17 protein-coding genes and 2 pseudogenes are annotated in these 17,429 nt (G+C 43.6%); 6 read left to right on the plus strand and 13 right to left on the minus strand.

Translation table 11 applies throughout. From position 1 onward, the window contains the following. Positions 1-368 precede the first annotated feature (368 nt). The 3 genes from QN395_RS18150 to QN395_RS18160 form a co-directional block, all read right to left on the minus strand. A complete protein-coding gene (locus QN395_RS18150; protein WP_322121819.1) occupies positions 369-1,466 on the minus strand; it encodes a CAP domain-containing protein in 1,098 nt (365 codons plus the stop codon). Between the two features lie 975 nt (positions 1,467-2,441). After that, positions 2,442-2,789 (minus strand): hypothetical protein, encoded by a 348-nt coding sequence (locus QN395_RS18155; RefSeq protein WP_322121818.1) that lies wholly within the window; start codon positions 2,787-2,789, stop codon positions 2,442-2,444. Further along, positions 2,782-3,798, minus strand: coding sequence for a PRTRC system protein D (locus QN395_RS18160; protein WP_322121817.1), 1,017 nt, complete (start codon positions 3,796-3,798; stop codon positions 2,782-2,784). The genes QN395_RS18155 and QN395_RS18160 overlap by 8 nt, the downstream gene beginning before the upstream one ends. Before the next feature lie 1,362 nt (positions 3,799-5,160). Here QN395_RS18160 and QN395_RS18165 point away from each other — a divergent pair. Both QN395_RS18165 and QN395_RS18170 read left to right on the plus strand, forming a co-directional pair. Next, complete coding sequence (locus QN395_RS18165; protein WP_323492594.1) at positions 5,161-6,327, plus strand: helix-turn-helix domain-containing protein; 1,167 nt, start codon at positions 5,161-5,163, stop codon at positions 6,325-6,327. Beyond that, positions 6,314-6,547 carry a hypothetical protein gene (locus QN395_RS18170; protein ID WP_322121815.1) on the plus strand — a complete coding sequence of 78 codons (234 nt, stop codon included), beginning with the start codon at positions 6,314-6,316 and terminating at the stop codon, positions 6,545-6,547. The genes QN395_RS18165 and QN395_RS18170 overlap by 14 nt, the downstream gene beginning before the upstream one ends. Positions 6,548-6,819: 272 nt before the next feature. Here the strand turns inward: QN395_RS18170 and QN395_RS18175 are convergent, their stop codons facing one another. From QN395_RS18175 to QN395_RS18205, 7 genes and pseudogenes are all read right to left on the minus strand, one after another. Beyond that, a complete protein-coding gene (locus QN395_RS18175; protein WP_322121814.1) occupies positions 6,820-7,032 on the minus strand; it encodes a hypothetical protein in 213 nt (70 codons plus the stop codon). A 44-nt stretch (positions 7,033-7,076) separates the two neighbouring features. Continuing rightward, positions 7,077-7,286 (minus strand): hypothetical protein, encoded by a 210-nt coding sequence (locus QN395_RS18180; RefSeq protein WP_322121813.1) that lies wholly within the window; start codon positions 7,284-7,286, stop codon positions 7,077-7,079. Between the two features lie 50 nt (positions 7,287-7,336). Then, entirely contained in the window at positions 7,337-7,615 is a 279-nt protein-coding gene (locus tag QN395_RS18185) for a hypothetical protein (RefSeq protein WP_323492595.1), read from the minus strand. A gap of 63 nt (positions 7,616-7,678) precedes the next feature. Beyond that, a complete protein-coding gene (locus tag QN395_RS18190) occupies positions 7,679-8,014 on the minus strand; it encodes a hypothetical protein (protein ID WP_323492596.1) in 336 nt (111 codons plus the stop codon). Positions 8,015-8,603: 589 nt separating this feature from the next. Beyond that, positions 8,604-9,371 (minus strand): NAD(P)-dependent oxidoreductase, encoded by a 768-nt coding sequence (locus tag QN395_RS18195; protein WP_322121811.1) that lies wholly within the window; start codon positions 9,369-9,371, stop codon positions 8,604-8,606. 259 nt (positions 9,372-9,630) lie between these two features. Beyond that, positions 9,631-10,989 (minus strand): type II toxin-antitoxin system HipA family toxin YjjJ, encoded by a 1,359-nt coding sequence (gene yjjJ / locus QN395_RS18200; RefSeq protein ID WP_322121810.1) that lies wholly within the window; start codon positions 10,987-10,989, stop codon positions 9,631-9,633. Between the two features lie 271 nt (positions 10,990-11,260). Continuing rightward, positions 11,261-11,386: pseudogene (locus QN395_RS18205) on the minus strand (DDE-type integrase/transposase/recombinase); the annotation flags it as partial. On the opposite strand from QN395_RS18205, the pseudogene QN395_RS18210 reads away from it, so the two are divergent. Continuing rightward, positions 11,375-11,524, plus strand: a pseudogene (locus QN395_RS18210) (ATP-binding protein); the annotation flags it as partial. The pseudogenes QN395_RS18205 and QN395_RS18210 sit on opposite strands and share 12 nt — an antisense overlap. Before the next feature lie 1,208 nt (positions 11,525-12,732). Here QN395_RS18210 and QN395_RS18215 read toward each other — a convergent pair. Both QN395_RS18215 and QN395_RS18220 read right to left on the minus strand, forming a co-directional pair. Next, a complete protein-coding gene (locus QN395_RS18215) occupies positions 12,733-12,945 on the minus strand; it encodes a hypothetical protein (RefSeq protein WP_322121809.1) in 213 nt (70 codons plus the stop codon). A gap of 277 nt (positions 12,946-13,222) precedes the next feature. Then, positions 13,223-13,516: a hypothetical protein gene (locus QN395_RS18220; protein ID WP_323492597.1), complete on the minus strand. Its 294-nt coding sequence runs from the start codon at positions 13,514-13,516 to the stop codon at positions 13,223-13,225. 1,442 nt (positions 13,517-14,958) lie between these two features. On the opposite strand from QN395_RS18220, the gene QN395_RS18225 reads away from it, so the two are divergent. The 3 genes from QN395_RS18225 (at position 14,959) to QN395_RS21670 (ending at position 17,197) form a co-directional block, all read left to right on the plus strand. Beyond that, a complete protein-coding gene (locus QN395_RS18225) occupies positions 14,959-15,426 on the plus strand; it encodes a hypothetical protein (protein ID WP_322121806.1) in 468 nt (155 codons plus the stop codon). Between the two features lie 416 nt (positions 15,427-15,842). Then, positions 15,843-16,679: a substrate-binding periplasmic protein gene (locus QN395_RS18230; protein WP_323492598.1), complete on the plus strand. Its 837-nt coding sequence runs from the start codon at positions 15,843-15,845 to the stop codon at positions 16,677-16,679. Further along, complete coding sequence (locus QN395_RS21670; protein WP_369124357.1) at positions 16,604-17,197, plus strand: peroxiredoxin family protein; 594 nt, start codon at positions 16,604-16,606, stop codon at positions 17,195-17,197. The genes QN395_RS18230 and QN395_RS21670 overlap by 76 nt, the downstream gene beginning before the upstream one ends. Here QN395_RS21670 and QN395_RS18235 read toward each other — a convergent pair. Then, the coding region (locus tag QN395_RS18235) for a DDE-type integrase/transposase/recombinase (RefSeq protein WP_323492599.1) at positions 17,121-17,429 on the minus strand (309 nt) is incomplete at its 5' end. The genes QN395_RS21670 and QN395_RS18235 overlap by 77 nt on opposite strands.

Here is a 17,429-nt window from a genome sequence, read left to right on the forward strand (position 1 = left end):
TCTCTTTACTTCTGCATGAACAAAGCTAAAAGATTATTTCTGCTTATTGTGCGGGAATCACCCCGCGAAGAGCCCGCCACCTCAAAATCCGAACGACTCGTCACAGCACGTTATGACTGTTCGTTCGTGAAAACAGTATTTCAATACATACCGAGTAGTAGATCATATAGAAGCATACTTTTGATACCAAAACACTTCTTGAGCGCTTTTTGAACTTTTCCAACGCGTTGGAAAAGTTATGCAGTAAATGAAGACCTAGCTCCCTAAGCACAATTTCACTTTTCTAGGATCAATATGTGTAGTTGGTATCTCTCTTTCGCAAAATAAAAAACCGAGCAAATGCTCGACTTTTTATTCGTTGGATCTAGTTAAAAACTGGGGATTAATCCTGGTGCTGTCGTAAAACTCCAGAAACATCCGAGTGCTTTGCCAAAGATAATTTTATCGTTTGCACATCCAAACTCATTGCCGTTAATCGATCCATGAAGCGCCATGTTGTATGTCGTGGACGGCTTCAACTGAGATTTGGCAGTCAGCCATGCTTCGTTGCTAGGAATGAGGTTATTCGGATCATTAGATGCTGTATAAACATACGCATTCAGCGGCGCTGAGGTTCCCGCCTCAGTCATCGTAAAATCCTTTAGTACTAACATTTGATTCGCTTCAACAGCAAAGGAAACAGGATATCCAACTTTGCCATAAACAACACCGCCAGTGATATCAGGGAATGGATTGATGTTATCGCCCGCCGTTGTTAAATTGACGTTACTTTGCTTATCCATTGGGTACATCATCACAAAATCCGAAGCGTTAGTCTGGCCATTCACCGTTTTCTGTGCAACATTTAAATAAAGTGCTGAATTTGAACCATCGCACACTCCGTAACAATATCCAGTCATTCCTTGATCCGTCCAGCTCTGGCGAATCAACGTACCACGGTGGTAGACTGTATTGATCAATGCTTGTATTGCACCCGGCATCGTGTTTGCAACTGAACCACCTGCACTCACAAAATAATTGGTCGCATAGCCAGCAAAGTTCGCCCTGTCAGTATCAGTCACGCCCGTAAATCCAGGTTTACTTGGATCTTCTGTATGCGTAAAGGTCTGATTTAGTACTAAATAATTCGCATGATTTTTACTAGCCAGTGTCAATGGTGCAGAATACGCTAACAATCCCAAGCCCAACGAATGTCTAAATTGATTTAAATAATTAAACGCAGCTAATTCTTGCGAGCCTGCTGCTAACGGTGGTGCAGATACGGTTAACTGCAACTGAGCCGCAGTTGTCGGTGCAGTACAAGTTGGGAAATTAGTACCACCATTTGCGCATGTTGTTGCCAAAGGTGGTGTAGTTGTCGTTGTAGATAAACTGCCTTCACCCCCTCCACATGCAGTTAATATCAGAGCTACCGCCATGGAACTCAGTTTCGCCATCTTTATTACCGTAATTTTTGAGGTTTTCATATCAGTGTCCTTATTAAAAAATATTCTTCGTATCGTCTAGTCGTTGTATTGGTCGCTATTTTGTAACGATCACGACTTCATCCTATCCAAGAAAAATATTTGTCAAATCCACTCAAACAGAAAAAAAGCACGTTTAACACGTGCTTTTTTAATACTCGATCTGATCTTGCCTAGGCCCTTTTCCATGATGTCACCACACTAAAGCTGCAAATTTGGTGTTTGAATTTTGAACTTAATTTTGTTTATTTAAGCGGGCACGAACCGTCTCTTCTTGCAGATCTTACAATGAAAATTATGCTGAAAATTTCTACGGTTTTTTGTATTAAAGAGCAAAGAACTTGAGCTACAACTATCGCATACAGCAACAAATACTACACCACTTCTCGATTGGATCGTGTTGACTCATTTTACTGAGTAGATCGGTTGCCATTGATTTCTCCGGCGCAATTACCTTGTACAAACCAGATGCTGTGAGGACGGAGTGAATATGGGACAGTTCGGATTTGATGGCTATTAGGGAAAGTAGTAAAAAGAAGATATTCAGCGTACATACATAGTGGGCAGGTACTTTATGGAAATGGGATTCAAAGTTGAAATTCGTTTGCCAAAAAAGAATGTGCTGACTGGGCATATGTATAGTTGGAAGCAACTCAGCAGTTAGGTAACTTTATTGATCGTTTGGTATCTCGTGGTATTCAAAGAAACAGTGATAATCCATTCGAATTGATAGAAGAAATGCTGCTTGAAAAAAATCGTAATAATTAAACTACCCATCTAAAAACCCTCTTTTAATCAAGAGGGTTTTTTTCGTCCTGGATTTTTCAAGCAGATAAATATAGGGAAATAAACCAACGATCAAAAAAGTAAAAAAATAGGAATTGATCAAAAATGCTAATGTGTAGTAATTCCGATACCGCAAACTACACCGCCAATTAAAATACAGATGCTTTGAAGTTCATTTTTCATCATCGGGCATTAACCCCATTTTTCCATGCTAGTGGTATCTAAATTGTCAGATGCGTTGATACCAATTTTAAGACGGGGAGGGGAGACATCTGTAGTTTTATTCGTATCTTTTTGTTGGACTAATTGTGATTTTTCCATATGATTTGGAATACTTTTAGTCTCCAAATGGCTGTGCACTTTGGTCTTGTCCAAAATGCCGGTAACAGTTTCCTCAGAATTCAATGATGTTAAAAACTGCTCCGCAGCGGTTTTTAGCATTCTTGTTCTCAAGTGTTTGTTTTCGGTAGAATGAAGATAAGCAAATAGCAATGGATGCTCCTCCTCAAGTACCGTCATTTGTAATCTCAAATTAGCCATTTTTTTCCGCTCTTCGTTTCATACTCTCTCCCACCAGTAAAAAGCCGATAGCATTGGTAAACGCGGGATTGTCTAATACCTGAATATCATTCATGGGAAACGTTGATCGGACGATGGGTTCGTAAAACTTAGCTCCGCCACCGGTAATCAAAATACTTTGTAGATCCTCCACGTCGCCGACCCGGGTTTTTATTTCTTTAACCGTTTCTTCAATAATTTGTGTTGATCGGGATAGGTACTCGCCCAGTTCCGTCTGGCTTATCACATGCTTAAAATAGTTGAATGATTTTCTTGTGACAAATGCTTCGTCAATCCGCTCAATTCGATCCAGTTTTCCACCCTGATATTTGTCACTAATCAATTCTGCTATTTGCTTTAAGACATGTGACACACCGCCCACCCGTCCGCCACTCCGTGCGTCTATCATATTGTAACCGGAGGAAACTACCCAATCTGTCGTGACATAGCCCGGATCAATGACTAGCCTTGTGTGACCATCATTGATGGCACTTCCGTTGATCGATCCAAACATGGCCAGCGATCCGACAGGTTGAGGAATGACAACAACTCTTCCAATTGATATAGGCCGGCCATTGACTTCGACTTCCTTGCCCAAGATGTCTTTGAGATGATTGGCATACAGTCCCATGGTGTGAACCGGAAGTCCCAGCGTCAATATGTCCACGCGATCAATACCTGCGTAAAACAAAGCGCCAAGTAAGAGAGCTTTATAATTTTTCGTTTTGGGAAAGTCTTCTGATAATGCTCGGCCGCTATTCGAACTTCCCATTGCTAGGCGGACATCGGGGCCAATTTCAAATGTATCACCGTCCACGGTTACTTTAATCGTATTGCGCTGTACAAAGTTGGCAAGGTTAGTTGTTACTGTATTGTTGTTGGATATTGGAGCCAGCGAAGGGAAGGAACCGGTAATGATTTCTTCATCTAAGCGCACTGCCCACTTCGTTTGTCCAAAGCCAACGTCGATTGCTGCAGCTTGAAAATTCATTGAGGTTTCCTTTGATAGTAATCATTATTTAAAAAACGAATTAATTGATTCGTTTACGCAAAGCCATTGGAACCCTTAATTTGCTCCGGGTTATTGGCTTGAAATGTTTGTATGTGTATTGAATCACGGACTACCGTCCTGTTATTCCGTGTTTCACTACCTAAATTTGACTTGATTTAGAAGAACCAGCGGTTAAGTCGTGATTAAGTCGTGGTTCTGAGTCCAAGGGGAAATTGCTTCTTCAAACCAGTGATTAAGCCGTGAATAAGCCGTGGTTACGCCGTGATTAAGCCGTGGTTATGAGTTCAAGTGGAACTTGCTTCTTCAAACCAGTGATTAAGCCGTGAATATGCCGTGAATAAGCCGTGATTCTGAGTTCAAGGGGGAGGTTGCTTCTTCAAACAAGTGGTTAAGCCGTGATTAAGTCGTGGTTCTCAATTCAAAGCGGATGTTTGATTGTCAAACATCAATGCAAAAAATATTACGTCCGAGTTTCTAGTGTGATGACTTTGATTTCAGAAAAGTAGAAGTCGTAAAAGACGTGAGAAATGGCTATGCATATAGTTAATTAACTTCCCACAGTGCTATCTATCATCATCAGCAGCAGCACAGAATTTGAATCAACGCTAGGAAACTAGCATCGACATAGGGCGCAACGCCCGCAAAAAGTTGTTCCGGTTTTAGTTTCTCAGTTGACTGTATTCACCTCAATTTTACGACGTGAATTTTTTTAATAAAAACAGCAACTTAGAAGACTAAAGACTGAGGACGACAGAACAGTGATAAACATTGGCTTAGACGGTTGTTTTAGAGTCTTGCAGGGTATGAAGCCGACTCTAAAGGCACAATCCCGACTACAAAGACCATAAAAACTTAGGATGCCTAATTACCCGTCTCAGGGTGACATAAACCGGAAAAAGACCACAATCGAGTGCGTTTTTATGAAGGTTTATGAGGTATCCCACATTCAGTAAGGGCGGTCAGCCTTAAGACTGTTTGTGCCATTCAATAACAAGGTGTTGCTACCTTTCTCCAAAAAGCAGAAGGATCATTGGATTTGCAGAATTGGTGCAACCAAGCTGTTTTCACCCCATAAATAGAGTTACGCGCAGCGCTTATAGATGAATGTCTCCTCTGGAGCTTCCGAGAAAAAGTGACGTGGCAGTAATGAAGTTTTGGGTAAATGAAATTGGTTTGATGAATTGCAAAGCAGGTTGAATGACGACGTGAGTCGTTTCTAGTACGGGTGCCAGCCAGTATTAGAGAGCCAAGTTTATCGCTAAAGAGTCCTGGACCTGCCGGAGGCCGCCCTGCAAGGCGTTAAGTTGCAAAGATTTACTTAACCACTCCATACAGGGGAAAATGATGGCCGTTACTTATGAGCATACGCATGACGTTGAGAGGTCCAAATTGCCGCAGGCGATTAAAAATGAACTGAGCAAACTATTCTCGAAAAATATTCACATAGCACATAGCAAGACACGTATTAGCAAAGCGGCTCTGGGTATCAAAACACAGCGTTTGCGTTGCCTTTGCATTACCGCCGCGATAGAAGAGATGTACACCATTGGTAAGTTTGAAATTAAAAGTTTGGATAATCTCAAAGAAAAACATATTCAATTTTTAGTAGACCACTGGGTCGCAAAAAAACAAACACGCGGCACGATTGAAAATAAGCTCACTTACTTGGCGACCTTGGCGAGTTGGTTAAAAAAAGCCAACATCGTCAAAGATCCAGATAGCTATCCATCATTAGCCGAATTACCGAAAAGGACCGGGATTGTCATAGAAGACAAGTCATGGGAGTCGCACGGCATCGACGTTAATGCATTAATTGGCCGGATCGCCATGGAGAATAAACACATCGGTATTCAACTCATGTTGCAAATTACCTTTGGCGTGCGCGCAGAAGAAAGTATGCTCATGCGACCCTATGACACCGTCATGCGTCTATTCGGTGAGACCTACCTCCAGGTCGAAGATGGAACCAAGGGGGGACGACCACGTAAGTTTAAAATCGATGACGAATCCCAACTGGCCATTATCGAGATAGCCAAAAACTATATTAACAATAAATCTAAAACGACAATTCCAGCGGAGTACTCGCTCAAAAGATGGAAAAGTCATTATTACTATGTACTAGGAAAACATGGCATTACCAAAGAGGGCTTGGGTATAACAGCACACGGCTTGCGCGCACAATATCTCAACAATCTGTATAAAAATTTAACGGGGTTGGACAGTGCAGTGCGTGGTGGCGAAAAACCAGCCCAAGATATCCTTGCAGCCGCCCGCCAAATTATTACCGAACATGCCGGACACTCCATAGCCAGCAAAGCCAATGCATACATTGGCAGTCACGCGACAATGAAAACCAAAACCTCAAAAGACCTGACAAATGAGCAGGTTCTCGCGGCTTTGCAAACTTCTGAGGGCAATAAGATGAAAGCAGCTGAGCAACTGGGCTGCTCACGCAGCTATCTCTACAAACGACTCAAAGATCTGGAGCAAAACCATGAACAGGCTTAAACACGTATTGTGGATTACCACGCAATTATGGACATTGCTCCTCGCATTCACGTTTGTTGTCTTCATCATCAATAGCAATGCAACGTGGATGCAAGTCAAATTACCGCTGATCACGGTCGGTCTATTCCTCATGGTGATGGTGGCAAGAAAGTTAGCACATCACTACAGGGAAAAGTTCTCCACAAAATCAGTGGGAAACGCTGTGGATAAGTCGACCTGACGTTGAAAAAGTGCGGTCTACACCTAATAAATTTAAAGCGATTATTCATTGCTACATTTTTAAGCAATGGTGCCACTATACGCGAAATAGATTTCATCACCACTTTTCCAACGCGTTGGAAAAGTTCCTTACGATAAAAACTTTTACGCTAATACCAAAAGTATTGGTAGTGAGTCCGTCGCTTTTAGATTGTTCTATCAAAGGCAAACAGAAAAATAATTAACGTCCACATTCCCGCCGGAAACGAGGACGTCAAATACGACTCCAAAGAGCTATTGTAGAACAGAGTTAGGAATATCACTCACCTGTTGCGCCGCCATTTTGGCCCACATGAGATAACCCTCATCGGTGAGCTCCCTGACACGACTTTCTCCTAATTCCCGTAGTAAAGTCGGCGTTATTGCACCGAGTTTGCGCTCTAGCAAAGTTTCCCAGCACGCTTGTTCCTGCTCTTCAAACTCGACCCAACCATTCACGATACGCATTGTGTACCTCCATAAGTTAATTTTCAATTACAGACAACAAGATCTCAGAGTCCTCGCCGCCATTGCTGCTTCACCTCCTCAATCGCACCCCCTAAAGGTGAAAAATAGGCACGAAGCGTAAATCGCCAAAGTCCTCGCCATCCAGGCTCTTGCACTTGCGCATGAGCGGCTACTGATGCCTGCCAAGCTCCAATAAAAATCGCACAAAATAATTTACAGCCAAACAGCACAAAACGTGTCACTAAGATCAGCATATGTCTTCTCCTTAATTAAAGCTCGTTGAATAGAATCAGGAATTCCTCACCTAGCTGCGGTAGAGCGTGCGGTTACATTGGTTGCACTGAAAGTACCGGCGATAATCTGAGCGATTACTCCAGCCGTATTGCCGGATAGCGCGCGAATGGCAGTGATAACACTGCGTCCCAGAGCGTGTCTTACATTCAGGATGCTGCTTCCAATACTCTTCCAAGGTCGGACGCGATAGCCAGTCCCGATGAAGTCCCGCAACCGATCCTTGGTACCACACATATCCAATAACGCAGATCACAACGGCGTACAGCACTATTCCATAGAGATGGTTCATTTTGTATTTCCTTTTTGAATAAGCGAACGACAAGAATTGAATAGGGAAGGGGACTAAGTGTGTTCATCGAACGCGCTGATAGTCACGTCCGTCGTAGATCAAAAAGCCGGTCTGTTTATCGATCGTCAAAAATAACGACAATCCATTCCGTATTTCTAAGGTGCCGTCTTTCATCACCGCCGGATAATTACGGGTGCAATGATCGAAACAGTAGGTGGTGGTTTGTCTCACGATAAAATGCGCATCATTTTTAACAATCTCGAGCTTGTTACCCGACTTCTCTCGATCTTGCCAATGCCCGACAAAGGCAGTCCCCGATTCAGACTCGGGTGCCTGACATCCGGTGAGGCAATTGAAAAAGACACCAAGAACCAATGCTATTTTTAAGAAAAATTTCATAATCCACTTTCAGAAGAAAAAGACGCGATCTGGTAGCTCAGAGTAACTGCAGGTCGATGGGAATGACCGAGACTGCCCATCACATTGAGGTCATTGATTTCAAAGATCGCCCGTTGAAACCGATCGCTCAATACGCTCAGAGTCCCACACAAAAGCGTCTTGTCAAATTGCAGAAAATTGAACAACTGTGGGAGGATTGGTTGCTTAGATGAAGATTGAATATCCCATTGAAAAAGCAGATATCAGCAGATGAACTGAGAAAGAAATCAATAAGAAGGACTGTAGGAGAGCGCAGTACCCCGATATAGAGCATGAGCCAAATCAGCCTAAATTAAGACGCGTAAATGAAATTCAACGTTAATTGGGTGACCTCTAAAAAAATAGATCTAGACTCGGACTAGATTTCGCCTAAGCTATTCTTTTAGCGTGCAGAATCTTTTAAGAAAGAACGATATGAATTTGAGTTTATTAGCGATAGGGATACTAAGTTTGCAGACCCTCTGTGGTCTCTACGGACTTTATTTACTGGTTGGTTGTATCCGCGGACTTTGTCATGAACATGCCGTACGGAAGCGGAACGACGATCTTTTTAGTGGGAGTTGACAGCGGTGGGTAAGTCTGAGGAAACGTCGTCGGCAGCCACATTCATCACTTCCCATCCCAGCCCATCTTTTTCGATTCCCAGACGGCAGGCGATCGCCAAATCTCTTCCATCGATATAGCTCCAAGCAATACGCTTACGGAGCCCTGGATCCTTGAAATAAGCAGGAAATTTTTCGTAGTCAATAGGATCGATAACGTTGCCGATGCGAAAGCAATAAATATCCGATCCGTTGCGCGTATGGAATGCTTTCGCGGTGATCTCATTGATGACCTTCGACATGGCATAACTGTCCGTTGGGTCGACGGGATATTGTTCGTCGAGCGGAAAGTATTCTGGATCGCGGTGCCGATGTGCAAAGACTACGCCGTATGTCGTTTCGCTAGAGGCGATGATCACCTTCTTGATACCAAGCTTCGACGCCGCATCCAGCACGTTGTAAGTCGCTATCACATTAATGCGAAAAACCTCGTTATCAGTAGTGAGGAAGACACGGGGAATGGCGGCGAAATGTACGATGGCATCGATCGTTTTCGGTTCTAGGTCGTCATCGAACTCGTGTGCGGTCGTGCTAGACGCCAGCGCGTTGAACACTTGGCCCGCATCAGTCAAATCCGCGATTAGCGTCCTTACGGTAGCTTTCTCCATCGGTACGCGGTCGAGGTTGAGTACTTCGTAGCCATGATGAACCAGTTCTTCAATGACCCATTTGCCTGCCAGGCCGCTTCCCCCTGTGACAATTACTCTCTTAGTCATGCGTTTCACTCCACAATTGAGAATATCTGTACTTTCGTATAAAAAATGTCGGTAGTCCGAAAAAATTATGCGCCAAGGCTTTTTGGATATGTGCACTAGTATGCCAAGCATAGGTGCAACAGATTTTTAGACGGAAAGTGTCAAAATACGGAATGACAGAACAGTTACGAAGAGAAGCAACACAGTTGCGCCAGAGCTTGACGCGTTACCTAGATCAGTTTTAAACGGCTATCAGTGCACTACCGTTTTTGCCAGATTGTTAATCGCGTTGTGACCTAATCAAAAGATCGATTTGTTTTGCGTTAGCTGCTGAAATCATACGAAAGTGATCGCTGATCCGTTGATCACCTGCTGCACGGTACCAAAATACTGTAGCTGCTTCCGCTGCTTTTATCCATGTTGGCCGATCTCTTGGGGCAGGTAACAGAGGCATAAATTTTCGGTCAACCAATTCAACTCCGCGCTGCGGTGCATAGAACATCGGTAGCATATCGTAAGCTGGCGCTAGAATAAGATGGGGCCGAAATCCCAGGTTGCCGTCATGCATATCGGTATTGGCGATTAAACGACCGAAGTGCTCTAAGAGTTTTATCTGATGTTGGGTGTCTTCTGAGATATCGTTATTTTCGAACAAATCATTCGCACCTTCAGACCATGATCCGGTCTTCCCGAAAAGAGCAAAATTGATTTCATGCCAGCTACACACTCCAGAACGTCCGACTTCCCCGTGTCGATCGAATCGATCAACTTCATAGAATGTCCGACCGCCAAATTGATAAATACGACTATTCGCCGCCGGAACTTTCAGAGTGTCAGCAATCGCACTCAGCGCAAGGTGCTCGCACACAAGTAAATCTGACCATCGCTGTTCTTGTGGCGAATTATCTGATCCTGAGAATTTTACAATGACATGCCGGGGTTCTTTTCCCATACGCCGGGCAGTAAACTTTGGAAATTCTCCCGCAGCTGATGATCCTACAACGCCAAAGTTAAGCGCCTGTTGAGCTAATTCTGGAAATGCATTGATGATGTTGTCATCATCGAGAAACTTCGCAGACTTTTGCTGTTCATCATAGAACCGACGCAAAGCCGGCTCACCCAAGATGTAATTGCCTGGTTGATCGAAGCCAACTGTGCTCAACACGTGCAACACATCATCTTCACTCCAGCGGGTAACATCGTCATCGACCTGCAGAATAGATGCATACTGATGCGCAAAATTACGACCTAAAAATCCTTGTGGCCGCATATCTGCCAATGGATAAGGCAGTCCCCGAAACCAACCGTCTTTCATTTCGTCATCGAGTGGCCATGGAAATGGTACAGTAAAGTCCATTGCGCAACCTGTCGGATAGACAGGCTCAAGTTGACCTACTTCATGCGTTTTTCCTTTGGTATCGACGGAATACAGCATCAGCGGAGCCATAGCACCGCGAACTCCTCGCCGCGCTGCGTAAGTCGTTCGGCGAGCACGTCCACGAGAAACGACTTGATCGCCCAATTCAGTAATTGCCCGCATCAAAGATGGCCGGCTCACACCTAGTCGCGTCAACAATTCGCCCGATTGTTGGCGGTGCCAGGTACGAAGAAGTTCGATGACTGATTGAGATATTTTCATGTAACGATTATTTTACAATAAAATATCGTTAATTAATTTAGTAAATTAATAAAAATAATTAATTTATGTAACGATTATTATAACGATATATGAATTATATCTTTATCGGTCAAAGAAAAAATCAGACAAATTTTCGGGTTCTGTCGCGTTGTTGAGCCAAGCGCGGATTTTTTATGCTGAGTATGACCCCGACTTACACTGGACGGTCTTGTCCCGCCAACGCACAGATCTGGTCGGCGTGTGACATCGGTGCAGCGTCATCGACGGCGAACTAGTCCTTGCGGATCATGTGTATCAGCTCGATACCTGCAAGCACGGAGGTAGCAGAGAGAAAACATTTGAAGTTGAGCATCGGCCGGGTCACCCGCTTGACGGCGCGGTGGTCCTGTTCGGCGATGCAAAAATGACTACGGCATTACTTGATCGTGTTACGCATCATTGCGATATATTGGAAACTGGGAACGATTCTTACCGATTTAAGCACAGCAAAAATCGTTCTGAACAAGCCGATAAAGTGGAAAAATTTGGACGCTGACAGGTGGTAAATATTGGACGCTATTTGACAGACTCAACGGTTTCAAATCAACCGGTATACGAGAGAGGGTATGGATATCCAGATCAGAATTATGTCGCAATACATGTCCGTCTTTCTGGTCGAGAAAAGGCGCCAGAAGGAAGCGTGAACACATTGGTTCACGCTTCCTAAGACGATCCCCGATGATAAATTCACCGCGTGGCTTAACCCGGTTTCTATGTAGCCTGAACATGTGACAGGGGCCGGCGCGCAGTTATGGTGGAATAACGCATGGGGGAGATCTGGCAGTCTACCCAGTTTCTGCTGATCCACCGACGATGCGTGTCTCGTTGCGGAAGCGCCAGGCCGAACACATTGATTGGGCGAATGATACGCTGCCCGCATTAACCACGGCGGGATTGAAATATAAGGCGGCAGCGAGCGACCAGCAGTTCGTCCCAAAGTCCAATGAAGCGATTCCAACCTGCGAACAACAGAATTGAAGCTTAACCATACGACCTTGAACCTCGAATGTCTGTTTTTCAAATACGCTATGACCGCTTTGGGTACATAGTGTGCAGTCATTTTTAGACAGCTGCCATTCAATTATTAAATTTTTCTTGCAGCTAATAATCTGCCCTCAATCTCAATTATGGTGAAGGCGATCAGATGTTAGAAAAGGACTATATCAGCTTTGCTGCAAAACCACCCATAGACAGGATTTTTGTCGACCATTGCGTATAGTAGGAAAAACAGTTGATCACTACCCAAGAAATAACGACGGCTATTTATTCAAATTGCAGCTGATGAGTATCGTCTTGTATGAAATTGTCGTTATTGGGAAGAGATGAGGACATCGCTGTGTGCAAAAGTTTTCCACAAAATCAGTGGGCAACGTTGTGGATAAGTCGATTTAGCTTTGAAAAAGCGCGGTCTGTGCCTCACAAATTCAACAAGACTTCTCGTTGCCACATTTTTATGCAGTGATACAACGATAAACGAAATCACCAAAACGTAGTGCTGGTAATAGCCTCAACGAAATAGCATTCGCCACCACTTTTCCTACGCGTTGGATAAGTTCCTAATGATAAGGGCTCATACGGTGATACAAAAGGTAATGGTCGTGAGCCGAGTCGCTTTTAGATTGTTCTGTCAAGGGCAAACATACAAATGATTGACGTCCTACATTCCCTCACGGGACAAGGACGTCAAATAAGACCTCTAAAGAGCTATTGCAGAAGACAGTAAGGAATATCATTTACCTGTTGCGCTGCTATTTTCGCCCAAATAAGACAACCCTCATCGACGAGTTCCCTGACACGGCTTTCCCCTAATTCACGTAATAAAGTTGGGGTTATTGCTCCTAGTTTGCGCCCTAGTAAAGTTTCCCAGCACGCTTGTTCATTATGTTCAAACTCCACCCAGCCATTGACGATATGCATTGTGTATCTCCATTAGTTAACTTTCGAATCATAGACAACTAGATCTCAGAGCCCCCGCCGCCATTACTGCTTCACTCCATTTATCGCACCCCCTAAAGGTGAAAAATAGGCACGAAGGGTAAAGCGCCAGAAGCCTCGCCACCCAGGCTCTTGAACTTTCGTATGGGCGGACTTTGATGCTCTCCAGGCACCAATAAAAATCGCACAAAATAATTTCCAGCTAAATATCAAAACACGTTTTGTTAATATCAGCGTCGATCTTCTCCTACATCAAAACTCATTGAACACAATGACGGATTACTTGCCTAGCCGCGGTAGAGCGTGCGGTTACATTGATTACACTGAAAGTACCGGCGATGATCTGCCCGATTACTCCAGCCGTATTGCCTAATATCGCGCGAATGACAGCGATGGCACTGTGTCCCAGAGCGTGTCTTACATTCCGGATGCTGCTTCCAATACTCTTCCAACGTAGGCCAAGACAGCCAGTCCCGGTGCGGTCCTGCAACTGATCCTTGGTACCACAGATATCCAATGACGCCGATAAGACCGCCGTAGAACAATATTCCATAGAGCTGTTCCATTTTGTGCTTCCTTTTGGGTAAATTGACGATAAGAATTGATCGCGTGAAATTAACTAAGCGAATCTAATGAACGCGCTGATAGTCACGCCCGTCGCAGATCAAATAGCCGGTGTGTTTGTCGATCGTCAAAAAAAGAGACAATCCATTCCGTATTTCTAATGTGCCATCTTTCAATATGGCCGGATAATTTCGAGTGCAATGATCGAAGCAGTAAATAGTAGTTTTTCTAACGATGAAATGCGCATCATTTTTAACAATCTCGAGCTTGTTACCCGACCTCTCCCTATCTTGCCAATGTCCAATAAATGCATCTCCCGCTTCAGACTTGGGTGCCTGACATCCGGTGAGACAATTTAAAATAACGCCAATAACAAATACTAATTTTAAGAAGAATTTCATAGCCAACTTTCAGAGTGAATCCAGACGCGATCTGGTAGTAAGGAATGATTGCAGGTCGATGTTAAAGACAAGGCCTACTAATCATGTTGAGGTCATTGATTTCAAAGATCGCCCGCTAAAATCATTCGCTGAACAATTTCAGAATCCCATACAAAAGCGTCTTGTCAAATTGCGGAAAATTAGAGAATGTCCCAAATAAATTCAAAGATAAAACGCGACATCTCGTTTTTTAAATAATGAATTCCGTCAAAAGATGCACTGACGGAATTGAGCGTGCAGGCCGATAGAGCACATCGTATTTGAAAGCCAAATGCTGGATAAAAAAGTAGACGAAAATAAATGAAACAGGGAGCGGGGGAGAGTAGTGATCCCGCAGCGATTCATTTGCGGGATATCATTAAGAGTGAGACTCGAGAACTGGTTTTGGAGTAATTTGGTTTGTCATTTAAAAAACAGCCTTGGACTCGCGCTTAATTTCGTCTAATCTAACCAATTATCCGATAGATATTTTACGAGTGAGGACGAAATGAATCTCAGTTCGCTAGCAATAGCTATATTGATTTCTCAGATACTTTCTGGTCTTTATGGTGTTTATTTAATGATGGGCTGTATCCGTGGAATTCGGTACGAGCGCACCGTGCAGGAAGCGAGGCAATAATTTTTGTAGTAGGTGCTGGTCTGCTTCCATATCATTTTTGGCTTATTGAAACTTACACTGAGCGGTGGGAGACATCAAAAGCAAGAACACCAGGTAGCTTAATTTACGCGTGTCAGGTCAGTAAATAAATATAGACAATGTACATCCTGCATGAGTTACGGTATTGGGAACTGGGATAGATTTGTTGTCGCTGCATGCGGCTACGTTGTGAGACTAAAGTGCATTGATGCTCAATGAATACCAGGTTAGGACAAAAGTATTAGCAGTGAAAATTGAAGTAACGAATCAAGCAATTTATGTAAAAGAAGTTCGTGTTGTACTGAATCGTTTAGCCAAATAACGATTCACTGAAAATATTAGAGGAATGCTTCAGTGATGGTTACATTTAGATTGTTTTTGCTCTTCAGTGTTGGTCTCTTGAATCCATGTTTTTCACAGAGCGCCGTGACTGCAAGCGATCAGCTCGTCGCAAAGAAGATGTCAAAGGCCGAACTTGACCAGTACGGTGAACTTGATGCAGCAGTTCGAAAGGTGGACGAAGCGTTGGTGTTTCACCTGTTGAACTTAACTGGCATCGAATTCCGGCTGTGGTTCTGCAGAGGTGAGCAGGTAGCTGGACAACAGCTCCTAGCTAACATTCTGGACGAAAACGATCTCTCTAATGTTCATCGAGATCTATTTGAAAGGTGGCATGTTGTCAAACTTCAGTTTAGTGGTCATAGCGTTGCGGTTTGGAGAGAAATCGGAGCCGAAGACGCGATGAGGACCATTGAATGTAATGGGGAGAAGCTTGCAGATTCAAGGGCATGGCTTTCAAAATATAAGAAAGATCATTTATGAGCGAAGTTTTGAGCCGAATTAGATTCGTAATTGAGATTGGAGCTTTCGTCACATCAATCACTGCATATCGGCGTTCAGGGATGTTTTAGGCGATCGATGCGCATGTCGATGTTCGCTCACCGATTTCCTTTTTTGGGATATCGCCGTCGTACCCTTGTAACAGAGGCGCGCACTTCCTCCTTTGATCATCTTTTAAAATTTTCCTCGCAGAGTTCATTGAAGGTATCCTATTTTTAGAATACATAATGTACACATGTTTTCTTAAATGGGAATAACTCCTAGACGACCAAGCTTTTTTGATTGTGCTAAGGCCGTGTGATTTAGTTCAAAACAAATCTTAGAATTTCGCGCAACGCCAATTTAGAAGTCGAACGACTTCTACCTGATTACAGCAAATCTAGTTGGAGAAATTGTTTATGAGCCTTTTTAAAAACACAACTTGCCGAATAAGCGTATGGCAGTTGCGAGTATTTAAATTTATTGTGTCTGTTCTTTTCATCGCACCGGTTACACCAGTGCAGAGTGTTGAATTAACGATTTATACCGAGAATTGGCCACCAATCAGTTTTAAAAACGGCGATAAAGTAGATGGTATGGCAGTTGAAGTAGTGGATGCATTGCAAAAGAAAATGGGAACAAATTCAGCGATACAACTTGTGCCTTGGGCGAGGGGATACAAGGCGGTACTAGAGGACCCCAACGTCTTGCTTTTTACAGTTGGACGGTCTGCCGAAAGAGAAAAACAAATGACCTTACTCGGTCCAGTGGCCATATCCAAAACGGTGCTGTACACAAGAAAAGGGAATGCAAAAAGGTTATTGTCCCTAGGAGACAAAATCTACGACGCTCCTGTAGGTGCATATAGAGACAGCATATTTGCAGATGCAGCGGTAAAAAAAGGCTTTCACACTTTGGATTTAGCTGCGACGCCCCAGATCACTGCGAAAATGCTCATGATGAATCGCTTTGATTTGTGGTCAGAAGGTAGTGTTGTCGTGCCATCAGTGTTAAAGGAAATAGGCTACTCTGGCGATGATGTAGAACCGGTGATGATTCTGGATAGTCTGGAACTTTTTCTAGCGTTCTCGGCAAAGATCCCACTTGCCACTATTAAGTTGTGGGAGGGAGCGATGCGTCAAATTAAAAAGGACGGTACATTTCAAAAAATTCACCAAAAATGGCTGCCCAACGAACAACCTCCAATGGAGGTGTATCGTATTGGCTTAACTCTGTTGACGCGCAAACAAAAGTAACGTCTTACACTTTGGGTGGTACGGATGTATCTGGTAAAAAAATTAACCTGCGTGATTTCTCAGATATGACGGTGCTCGTGAGTTTTTTTACTTTTGATTGCGCTTTATGCAGCGATGATCTAAAACTGATGCGGGAATTTTATGTACGCAATAGCAAAAATAAATTTATGCTTCTTGGTGTGAATTTGGACAGCAACAAAAAAGATTTAGACGACTACAACGACCTCACTACGCATACCTATCCCAAAAATCAAAGGTTCCCTACAGTCTGGCGCAACGCACCTGAGCATAAAGATAATTTTGGCACTATCACTACTCAGCCAACCCACTTTGTACTGGATCACAACAATCAATTGAAATTTAAAAGAGAAGGCAAATTTCAGGGTTCTGTCGCAATAGCGAACCCAAGACGGAGTCTTGGCAGACGGATTCCGCCTATCATTAAACAGAGCGGATTTTTCCTGCCAAAGCATAAAATTGGTCGGCAAAAGACAGATCATCTGCACCTTCCATCATGAGTTGACCCTTGCGAATCATGTGCATGAGTTCGATACCAACCAGGATGCTTTTGGCTGATCGGAACGATTTGAATCCGAGCATTGGTTTTGTTATCCGTTTCACTGCACGATAGAGGTATTTCCAGGCGCCTTTGACCTTGATATAAGTCTCGTCAATCCGCCAGCTTCCACCGACCGGGTGCTTGTGCTTTCTGAATATCTTTTCCAGTAACGGCAGAAGTCGAATCGCCCA

The sequence above is a fragment of the Undibacterium sp. RTI2.2 genome (assembly GCF_035018705.1).
Taxonomy (GTDB): Bacteria; Pseudomonadota; Gammaproteobacteria; order Burkholderiales; family Burkholderiaceae_D; genus Undibacterium.

Coding starts and splice junctions, on each gene's coding strand:
- QN395_RS18195 (WP_322121811.1), bottom strand. CDS start 9,371: ATGACTAAGAGAGTAATTGTCACAGGGGGAAGCGGCCTGGCAGGCAAA.
- QN395_RS18155 (WP_322121818.1), bottom strand. CDS start 2,789: ATGGCTAATTTGAGATTACAAATGACGGTACTTGAGGAGGAGCATCCA.
- QN395_RS18150 (WP_322121819.1), bottom strand. CDS start 1,466: ATGAAAACCTCAAAAATTACGGTAATAAAGATGGCGAAACTGAGTTCC.
- QN395_RS18165 (WP_323492594.1), top strand. CDS start 5,161: ATGATGGCCGTTACTTATGAGCATACGCATGACGTTGAGAGGTCCAAA.
- QN395_RS18215 (WP_322121809.1), bottom strand. CDS start 12,945: ATGCATATCGTCAATGGCTGGGTGGAGTTTGAACATAATGAACAAGCG.
- QN395_RS18180 (WP_322121813.1), bottom strand. CDS start 7,286: ATGCTGATCTTAGTGACACGTTTTGTGCTGTTTGGCTGTAAATTATTT.
- QN395_RS18170 (WP_322121815.1), top strand. CDS start 6,314: ATGAACAGGCTTAAACACGTATTGTGGATTACCACGCAATTATGGACA.
- QN395_RS18160 (WP_322121817.1), bottom strand. CDS start 3,798: ATGAATTTTCAAGCTGCAGCAATCGACGTTGGCTTTGGACAAACGAAG.
- QN395_RS18185 (WP_323492595.1), bottom strand. CDS start 7,615: ATGAACCATCTCTATGGAATAGTGCTGTACGCCGTTGTGATCTGCGTT.
- QN395_RS18220 (WP_323492597.1), bottom strand. CDS start 13,516: ATGGAATATTGTTCTACGGCGGTCTTATCGGCGTCATTGGATATCTGT.
- yjjJ (WP_322121810.1), bottom strand. CDS start 10,989: ATGAAAATATCTCAATCAGTCATCGAACTTCTTCGTACCTGGCACCGC.
- QN395_RS18175 (WP_322121814.1), bottom strand. CDS start 7,032: ATGCGTATCGTGAATGGTTGGGTCGAGTTTGAAGAGCAGGAACAAGCG.
- QN395_RS21670 (WP_369124357.1), top strand. CDS start 16,604: ATGGCTGCCCAACGAACAACCTCCAATGGAGGTGTATCGTATTGGCTT.
- QN395_RS18230 (WP_323492598.1), top strand. CDS start 15,843: ATGAGCCTTTTTAAAAACACAACTTGCCGAATAAGCGTATGGCAGTTG.
- QN395_RS18190 (WP_323492596.1), bottom strand. CDS start 8,014: ATGAAATTTTTCTTAAAAATAGCATTGGTTCTTGGTGTCTTTTTCAAT.